At 43.9% G+C, this 8874-nt stretch carries 8 protein-coding genes and 1 pseudogene; 6 read left to right on the top strand and 3 right to left on the bottom strand.

The genetic code is table 11. The features are described 5' to 3' along the window. The 3 genes and pseudogenes from IM456_RS12085 to nuoK all read left to right on the top strand — a co-directional run. Positions 1-173 (top strand): annotated as a pseudogene (locus IM456_RS12085) (RNA-guided endonuclease TnpB family protein); the annotation flags it as partial. A gap of 164 nt (positions 174-337) precedes the next feature. Further along, positions 338-934 carry an NADH-quinone oxidoreductase subunit J gene (locus IM456_RS12090; protein WP_002762100.1) on the top strand — a complete coding sequence of 199 codons (597 nt, stop codon included), beginning with the start codon at positions 338-340 and terminating at the stop codon, positions 932-934. A 25-nt stretch (positions 935-959) separates the two neighbouring features. Then, on the top strand, positions 960-1265 hold the full coding sequence (nuoK, locus tag IM456_RS12095; RefSeq protein WP_197533180.1) for an NADH-quinone oxidoreductase subunit NuoK: 306 nt from the start codon (positions 960-962) through the stop codon (positions 1263-1265). A gap of 67 nt (positions 1266-1332) precedes the next feature. Here nuoK and lptC read toward each other — a convergent pair whose 3' ends face one another. Together lptC and IM456_RS12105 are read right to left on the bottom strand one after the other, a co-directional pair. After that, positions 1333-2481 (bottom strand): LPS export ABC transporter periplasmic protein LptC, encoded by a 1149-nt coding sequence (gene lptC, locus IM456_RS12100; RefSeq protein WP_149988360.1) that lies wholly within the window; start codon positions 2479-2481, stop codon positions 1333-1335. A 74-nt stretch (positions 2482-2555) separates the two neighbouring features. Then, on the bottom strand, positions 2556-3746 hold the full coding sequence (locus IM456_RS12105; protein ID WP_149988359.1) for an HhoA/HhoB/HtrA family serine endopeptidase: 1191 nt from the start codon (positions 3744-3746) through the stop codon (positions 2556-2558). A 163-nt stretch (positions 3747-3909) separates the two neighbouring features. Between IM456_RS12105 and IM456_RS12110 the strand changes: the two genes are divergently transcribed. The 3 genes from IM456_RS12110 to IM456_RS12120 all read left to right on the top strand — a co-directional run bounded on the left by IM456_RS12110 (position 3910) and on the right by IM456_RS12120 (position 7536). Then, positions 3910-5247, top strand: a complete 1338-nt coding sequence (locus IM456_RS12110; protein ID WP_149988358.1) for a Mur ligase family protein — start codon at positions 3910-3912, stop codon at positions 5245-5247. A 488-nt stretch (positions 5248-5735) separates the two neighbouring features. Further along, positions 5736-6539: a type 1 glutamine amidotransferase gene (locus tag IM456_RS12115; protein ID WP_149988357.1), complete on the top strand. Its 804-nt coding sequence runs from the start codon at positions 5736-5738 to the stop codon at positions 6537-6539. A gap of 76 nt (positions 6540-6615) precedes the next feature. Beyond that, positions 6616-7536, top strand: coding sequence for a hypothetical protein (locus tag IM456_RS12120; protein ID WP_149988362.1), 921 nt, complete (start codon positions 6616-6618; stop codon positions 7534-7536). A 52-nt stretch (positions 7537-7588) separates the two neighbouring features. On the opposite strand, the gene IM456_RS12125 is transcribed toward IM456_RS12120, so the two are convergent. Further along, the gene (locus IM456_RS12125) at positions 7589-8356 is read right to left on the bottom strand and encodes a cupin domain-containing protein (RefSeq protein ID WP_149988356.1); all 768 of its coding nucleotides are present in this window, start codon (positions 8354-8356) and stop codon (positions 7589-7591) included. Between the last annotated feature and the right edge of the window lie 518 nt (positions 8357-8874).

An 8874-nucleotide genomic window follows, 5' to 3' on the forward strand; every position in this document is an offset into this window, starting at 1 on the left:
ATTTGGGAAATCATCTCAACGGTACTGTTGGGCAAACAGAAACCGACCCAAACGCCTTGGGAGAGTCCGGTCTCTGGATTCTTAATGGAGACATTGAGAATCTAAGCTGTCTCGTTGAACAAGGAATTTCCGATAGTGATATGGAAAGAATCCCCCGTCACAGCGTAGCTTGACGGTGGGAGTATGTCAATGATTAATTAGCAGTTAGGAGACTCCGAGACAGCTTTTTCTCCCCAATCCCCCCCGCAACGCGCACGCAGTGACCACCCCATCACCTAATCCCTGACTGATAACTAATAATTAATAACTCTCAAACATAAAAGGAGATGAAACTACTGTGAATTTAGCCGAGGGCGTTCAAATAGTATCTTTTGGCATTTTAGCAGCCCTAGTAATCGGGACAGCTTTAGGCGTGGTACTATTATCTAATATCGTTTATTCCGCCTTTTTATTGGGCGGTGTTTTTATCAGCATTTCGGGTTTATATCTCTTACTAAATGCTGATTTTGTAGCGGCGGCACAAATTCTAATTTATGTGGGCGCAATTAACGTTTTAATTCTCTTTGCCATTATGCTTGTTAACAAGCAAGAGGACTTTTCTGATATTCCTAAACGTTGGATTCGTCGGGCATCTACTGCTTTAGTTTGTGTGGGTTTATTTGTCCTGTTATCGACCATGGTTTTAATCACGCCTTGGTCAATTTCTAGCACTTCTCCCGCAGTAGTGACTAATACTTTAGTAGAAATCGGTAAGCATTTCTTTAGTGATTTCTTACTACCCTTTGAATTAGCTTCCGTGCTATTATTAATGGCCATGGTCGGAGCAATTATTTTAGCTCGTCGTGACCTTATCCCCACCCTGAAAGCTGAAGAACCTACGGCCACAGCTTTAACATTACCCGAACGACCTAGAGAATTAACCGCCCCTAAATAAGACCAAAAAAAGAGGTATCATGCAGATTCAGTTAGAGTATTATTTGTTATTAGCGGCGGCTTTATTTTGTATCGGAATTTATGGTTTAGTCACCAGTCGCAATGCCGTCCGGGTTTTAATGTCGATCGAATTGATGCTCAATTCTGTTAACATTAACTTAATGGGTTTTTCTAACTATCTTGACCCCGCTAATATCCGAGGCCAAATTTTTACTATTTTCGTGATTACCGTAGCGGCAGCCGAGGCAGCCGTGGGTTTAGCGATTATCCTGACTATCTATCGTAACCGCGACACCATCGATATGGAACAGTTTAACCTGCTCAAATGGTAAGGTTTTAAATATTTACCCCCCCTCTCTCCCTTTTTTGGGGAGAGTTTTTTTTGGCTAATTTTTCCTGTTAACGGGGATAAATCTCGGTGACAACTCGATCGGGGGAACTACTGGTAACAACAATGTTATTATCTTCTAAAGTGCCGATCGCTTTATCGCCAGTGAGATTAAATTTTGGTTCCTGTTGTTCATAGATAATATTCCCCTCGGCCTCGACAATTTTTTCCGACATTTTCCAAGTTAAGATCTGACTATACAATTGCGCCCCAGTTTTCTGATTAATTCCCTTAACCCCATCCTTGAGATAAGCGATGCGATTGCCTAATTCCACCACCACACGATTACCAGTAATAGTGATTTGATCTTGATATTGAAAAATTTCCGTGGGGCGATCGGAAGTTAGGGTACGATTTTGATAGTTCCAAATTGCCTGAGAACCAGAAATCTGTAAAGGTGGTTCTAAAGAGCGATATTCGAGATTTTCTTGCAGGATAACCTGATTATTTTTTCTTTCCCAACGACCGCCGATAGCAGTCAGGCGATCAATAATAGTTTTATTAATATAGCGATCAAAAGCGACTTTTTGATCGGTACTAATGACTTGTTGAGGAATTTCCCAGTACAGGCGCTCGGTTTGCAGGACGACACGAGATTCCTTGGCGGTAGCCACCACTTGACCTTGTAATTCTAGTTTTTCTTGGCGCGTGTCGTAGCGTCCTTGGCGGGCCTTGGCTTCTAGTTGTAGATGACTACCTTTGATCCCTTTGGGGGAGATTAAAATACCTTCCTTGGGTAGCCAACGCAATTCCGGCGCGTTAATAATGGCTTTATTGCGGGGATCCACAGCCACAATATTATCTTTGAGGAGAATTTCCTGTCCTTCCTTGTAAACTTCCCCTCGGTCAGCACTAACCTGTAAAACTACTTTCCCATCTTGATAGATATTACCCTTGATATTTTCCAGACGGGCGATTTTTTGGTCTTGGGTGTAGGTAGCTTTTTTGACCTGAATTTTCCAGAGGGGTTGTCCGGAGGGGTTAGCCTGTTCTAAGGTGGCATTATTGAGGATTAAGCGGCCAGTTTCCTCGATTTTAGGGGATTCTGTCGGCGAAATTTTCGGCGGATCAGGCGGTTGACAGGCCGTTAATCCCAGCAAACCGATTAGGAGGGCAGCCCCGCGCCCAATTGATAGTTTTAATTGTAACCGCTGCCTCAATTTTGATCGCTCCGCTGCTATTTTCTCTCCTCCCAGTGTAGGGTAAGGGGTCGCCCCTTGACCGAGCGGTATTGTTAATCGCTAGTTTTGCTAGGAAAAACCCCCGGTTGAACGGTGAGAGTTTGTTGTTTACCCCTGCGGTTAATCTCGATTTCCAGATTACCACCGATCGCACTGGTTTCTACACCTTGCTGCACATCGGCGGCGGTTTTGACGGGGTTTCCTGCCACAGTTTCGATGATATCACCCGCTTGCATTCCGGCTTTTTGAGCGGGGGAATTTTCCACCACTCGCAGGACGATTACCCCTTCATTTTGGTCAATATTAAAGTTTAATTCTTTAGTTTCGTTCAATTGCTGCCGTAATTCTGGGTTTAGCGTCACCATGTGGATACCGATGTAGGGATGTTCCGCTTTACCCTTGCTAGATAGCTGTCCCGCCACTTTTTGGGCGGTTTCGATGGGAATAGCAAACCCTAAACCCTGGGCATCGGCCCGAATTGCCGTATTAATGCCGATAACTTCCCCCTTGGCGTTTAGCAACGGGCCGCCGGAATTGCCGGGGTTAATAGCGGCATCGGTTTGAATAAAACGAACCCGTTTATCGGGAACCCCCACTTCGCTGCTAGTGCGTCCTAGGGCGCTAATAATGCCCACCGTAACCGTATTATCTAAGCCTAGGGGATTGCCAATAGCGATCGCCCACTCCCCGGGGATTAAAGTTTCGGCCTTGCCAAAAGTCACCGTCGGTAAATTTTTCGCCTCGATTTTCACCAGGGCCACATCGGTCATATTGTCAACCCCCAGGACTTTACCTTGATGAGTTTGACCGTTTTTCAAAGTCACTTTTACTTGGGTTGTCCCTTCCACCACATGGGCATTAGTTAAAAGTAGTCCATCTGTACTGACAATAAACCCGGAACCGGTTCCCCGTTCCAAATGCTCCCTGGGAATCGGCACTTCATTACCAAAAAAGCGCCGAAAAAAGGGCTGTTTAAATTCTTCGGGAATTTGGTCGGCCACTTCCCGGGCCGAGTCAATCCGCACCACCGCCGGCCCGACTTTCTGCACGGCCTGGGCGATAAAATTAACATTGCCGTCGTTTTGGGGAATAACAGGGAGAGAGAGGGAAGCGGGGAGGATTGCCGGCGGTTTATTTACCTCTAGGGGCGCTTTTCTGCTTAAATACTGATTTCCTAAGACCCCCACAGCACCGCCTAGGGCGAGTAATCCCAGTGAAATCCCCAATCTTGTCAATAAACCCATAAGCTCTAGCCCTAAAATGTCGTGTGCGGTGGAATCAGCGCCAAACTTACCTATATTATAGGCTGTCTTTTTTGTCGGTAGAAAAGAATCAATGGGAACTTACCCCGTTTACGGGTCTTCTTTTAGGGGTAAAATCACGAAACAGCTATGAGAATCTCAGTTCATGCAATTGTTTGATCGCATCCGTTTAGGGATAGCCGTAGCGGTGGCTAAAACCGTTACTGCTGTGGTTAAAGGACTCCGTTTAGGGGCTGCCAGCGTCTTGCCGGGGGAAATTGCCCGTCGTCTCCATCCCCGTTTGTTACCGCTACTCTGTGGGCAAGTCCGAGGGGGGGTAATCTTGGTGGTTGGCACGAATGGAAAAACTACCACTTCCCTACTCCTAAGAACTATTCTAGAGCGTCAGGGGGCAAAAGTCACCCATAATACCACTGGGGCGAATTTAATTAATGGTTTAATCACTGCTTTATTAGCCGATGCCAATTTATTCGGCACTTTAAAGGCTGATTATGCCATTTTAGAAGTGGATGAAAATATTCTCCCTTTGGTTTTAAAAGATTGTCGTCCTCGCGCTATTTTAGCTCTCAATTTGTTTCGCGATCAACTCGATCGCTATGGGGAAGTGGATACAATTAGTCGCCGTTGGCAAGGTGCTATATCTCCCCTACCCACCAATACTTTAGTGATTCTCAATGCTGATGATCCGACCCTTTCCCATTTGGGTCAACAACTGCCCCAAAGAGTTGTATATTTTGGCTTAAGTGAGCCGGAATTATATCTAGAAGAAATTCCCCACGCTGTCGATTCTATTTACTGTCCTAAATGTGGCGCTTCTTTGGATTATCGTGGGGTTTATCTCTCCCATTTAGGGGATTTTAGTTGTCCTAGTTGCGGCTTTAAAAAGAGTAGTCCTGCTTTTCATAGTCACGATTGGCCGCAGATTTTAATCGGTGTTTATAATAAATATAATACTTTAGCGGCGGGTTTAGTAGCCCAGGAATTAGGGATTAAAGATCGAGAAATTTTTGAGACAGTTCAGGGTTTTAAAGCGGCTTTTGGTCGAGCGGAAGAATTAGAAATTGAGGGTAAAAAAGTTAGGATTTTACTGTCTAAAAATCCTGTGGGTATGAATGAAACAATTCGCGCGGTGGCTGATATTTTACAGAAAGAAAAGTCTTCTACTACTCTCTTAGTTCTCAATGATCGCATCCCCGACGGTACGGATGTTTCTTGGATTTGGGATGTGGATACGGAAAAATTAACCCGTTTGGGAACAACTTTAGTAGTAACGGGCGATCGACTTTATGACATGGCTTTACGCTTACAATATAGTCAGGATAGTCTCGCTTATCCGGTTGATTTAATTGTTGAATCCGATCTAAAAAAAGCGATCCAAATTGCCCTTAATAACACCAAAAATGAGGAAACTTTACATATTTTACCCACCTATTCTGCTATGTTAGAAGTACGAGAGATTCTCACGGGTCGAAAGATTTTGTAGAAATTAGAAAAGGGGGACATAAGCGCAAGCTTACATTAGCTTTTTTTGTGATACTAAATCTAGTTATTAAAAACTGATTATTGCTTCTCCGTTTTGCATTAGTGCCTCTCTTGATATGTAGCCCATACTCAACGGATGGCCGTATTACTTCCGATTTTATCACTCAATCCAAGCGTTTGGGGGGTAGAACCCCCCAAACCCCCCGCGCATTAGTTTTTCGGTGGGATGCTTACACGCAGCTGCTAATACATCTGTCATAATTTAAGAGTCGCTCCACTTGCAGGAGTGCCTCTCCTGATATGTAGCCTATACTCAGCGGATTTAGTATGAGATGCTTACACGCAGTTGTTCAGATATTTGTAATAATTTTTGATATTTCTACAAACTTGAGATGCAGTCCGTCTCCTGTATCCTGTATCCTGTATCCTGTATCCTGTATCCTGTATCCTGTATCCTGTCTCCTGTCTCCTGTCTCCTGATTAAAAATTATGCAAGAAATAGAACTAAAAATCGGCTGGTTGTATCCGACCTTAATGAGTACCTACGGCGATCGAGGTAATGTTATTACTATTCAAAGAAGATGTCAATGGCGTGATATTCCTGTGACAATTATTCCCCTAGATGCTCAAACAGAAGCCGAGACATTTTATCAAGTAGATATAATTGTTGGGGGTGGGGCGCAGGATCGGCAGCAGGAGATCGTTATGCGGGATTTACAGGGTAAAAAAGCGGCGGCGATGAAAGAACAATTATCGGCAGGAATACCGGGAGTTTTTACCTGTGGTTCCCCACAATTATTAGGACATTATTACGAACCAGCTTTCGGTCAAAGAATCGAGGGATTAGGATTATTAGACCTAGTAAGTAAACATCCCGGCCCCAATGCGAAACGCTGTATCGGTAACGTGGTTTTTGAAATTACTGCCTCCCCCTTAGCGGAGGAAATTAAAGCTATGACCGGGGAAAAACCGCTAGTAATTGGCTTTGAAAATCACGGGGGTCGTACCTATTTACAGACCGTTTCTCCTTTAGGAAAGGTGATTACTGGCTACGGAAATAACGGAGAGGACGGTTATGAAGGGGCATTTTACCACAATGCGATCGCTACCTATGCCCACGGTCCCTTACTACCCAAAAATCCCTTTTTAGCCGATTGGTTAATCCAAAAAGCTTTAGAACAAAAGTATCAAAAACCGATTTTTTTAACAAAACTTGATGATTCTCTGGCCCTGAAAGCAAGATTTGCCATGTTTGAACGACTAGAACTAACCGGCGTGACCAATAAAGCCTAAACTGGTCATATACACTTATGGCAGGAGATAGTCAAACTAGCCATTAAGAATTTTAATTGTGGCAGCTTATGAAATTATGACTGGAAAAATTATCGATCGTCAAACGGCGGGGTTTCTCGTCCTCATCATTCCCCTAGCGGTGCTAATCATCCTTGTTTTTACCGCTTGGCCATTAATCCTACTTGTCTTCTTCTTAACTCTGGCAGTCAAGGTGTGGCAAGACTATCGCTGGTCAAAATTATCGACGGTGATTAACCCCTATTTCAATCAACTTTTACAGGACAATCAAGGTTGTCTCACCCCGATTGACCTATCGGCAAAAGCCAATCTCACGGCCAAATTAGCCAGACAATTTTTAGACAAAAAAGCTGAGGAATTTGGGGCGCAAAAAAAAGCTGTAGGCGATCAGGGTATGGCCTATTACTTTATCACCGCCAGTACCTTGGGTAGTATTTTTGATGAGAGTGACCCCTCTTTAGAAAAAATAGAGGAAAAACAAATTCCTGCGATTACTGCATCGAGATTCCCTCGGACCAATTTAGAGCAATCGCAGGAGACTAAATCCCCCCTGATTGTCGCCGAGAAGAGCGAAAATTCCGTCCCGGAGGTTCCTGTTATTTCCTCCTCCCAACCTCTGACTAATTTAGGTAAATTATTTGAGGAAAAAGATGAAGGAAATACCGCAGCGATCGCTGTTCAAGAAACGGTAATTCAAGAACCGGAGGAGATAATTAATCCTAGTTTGAACAGTTCTGCCAGTTCTTTATCCCAGTCAGAATCAGAAGTTAGGGAAGAATCTCTAAGCACTGTATCTGAAACCATCTCATCGATGAGTTTGGCGGATTTGGCTAAACGTTTAGGAGTTACCCCGGCCGTTTTGGGTAGAAACAAGAAAAATAAATCCGAAACAGAATTTGCCGATTGGAGTCGCATCAGAGATCCCGATGGTATTGCTTGGAAATTTGACGCAAAAAACTCCTTATTTGTGGTCAGCTGATAGGTGATTTGTTTGGTTTTTTAGACAGGCGCAATGCCTGTCTTTTTTGGCTCTACGTCCTACCCTCAATCCCATAGATGGTTGCTTCAGGCTCTTGGAAATCATCACCCACCACAAATCTGGCGGTTGTATCAGTAACAGGATAGGTTTTAACGTAAATGAGACAACCTGTTGTTGAGGAAGGACTGTAGGGGCAATGGGGGGGGTATCTTAGCCAACTGCCTACTGGATAACTACCTAACTCATCACTCCAGGTACCTTCAATGACAAAGATTTCTTTAATCTCAGTTTCGACAACATTCACCAACTGAGTGTTAGGCAGCCAACGCTCAATCCAGACTTTTTCTGAGAAATCTGCTTGCTCGTAGAGGTGTTGAACCTTAATTTCAGGCACTATACCTACTTGCCAAGAGCCATTAAAAATGTTGGTTCTCACTTGTTGACGAGTTTTACCACCATGTTGCCGCAATTTAACAAAAGTCAGGCATCCTTCCTCACTATAGGGGCGATGGATAAAGCCTTCGGGGTTAAGCATATAAGTGCCTGGTGGATGCACCCCTGTTTCATCTACAAAATTGCCTTCAAGCACCAAAATCTCTTCACCACCGGGATGTCCATGCAGCGGGAAAAAACCACCCGGATAGAATCGAGTCAGCATTGTTACTGGATGATCCTGGATTTCATGGTCAGACTCGAAACAGCCAAACCAAATTCCAGTAAAGTTTGTCTGAAACCAAGTTAATGATGTGGGAAGCACAGATAGGCGGCTTAGTAGGTTTACGTGAACTTTTTGGGGTTTCCACAGAGATTGAGCAGTCATCTTTCCTGAATTTTATTTTTTTGCGTCGAAAAATTATTTGGCATTATTCTTCTACCTAAGAATACTATGTAAGCAGTTATGCCTTCAAGTTTCCGAGTTCATCTACTCTCATTAAGAACTTCGGAACAGGAAATACGCAGAACTCGATCGCGATGGCTTTTTAGTCCAGCTAACGGCTAAGTTATGCCGTGCTTCTCATCGACAAGAAGGTGATCGTCTTAATTCTTAAGCATAGCCGACAATCTCATGGAATGAACACTAGGATCGTTTCATTCTCTCAAATCCTTATCTGATAACGTTTTTAGTCGATTTATCAGAATAAGTAGGTAGGCGTTAAAAATTATCAGAAACCCCCCTTATCAAGGGGGGATTAAGGGGGGATCAACACCCCCCTTATCAAGGGGGGATTAAGGGGGGATCAACACCCCCCTTATCAAGGGTAGGGCTGTTTCATTCTCCCATCAGAATATCAAAAGTAAAAGCGATCACTGTCAGGTAAAATGAGAAGTGAACGCGAA

The sequence above is a fragment of the Microcystis sp. M079S1 genome (genome assembly GCF_020246425.1).
Lineage (GTDB): Bacteria > Cyanobacteriota > Cyanobacteriia > Cyanobacteriales > Microcystaceae > Microcystis > Microcystis aeruginosa.

What these genes read in the sequence shown, in the direction of transcription:
- IM456_RS12110 (WP_149988358.1), top strand. Translation starts at nt 3,910, where the DNA reads ATGCAATTGTTTGATCGCATCCGTTTAGGGATAGCCGTAGCGGTGGCT.
- IM456_RS12125 (WP_149988356.1), bottom strand. Translation starts at nt 8,356, where the DNA reads ATGACTGCTCAATCTCTGTGGAAACCCCAAAAAGTTCACGTAAACCTA.
- IM456_RS12115 (WP_149988357.1), top strand. Translation starts at nt 5,736, where the DNA reads ATGCAAGAAATAGAACTAAAAATCGGCTGGTTGTATCCGACCTTAATG.
- IM456_RS12120 (WP_149988362.1), top strand. Translation starts at nt 6,616, where the DNA reads ATGACTGGAAAAATTATCGATCGTCAAACGGCGGGGTTTCTCGTCCTC.
- IM456_RS12105 (WP_149988359.1), bottom strand. Translation starts at nt 3,746, where the DNA reads ATGGGTTTATTGACAAGATTGGGGATTTCACTGGGATTACTCGCCCTA.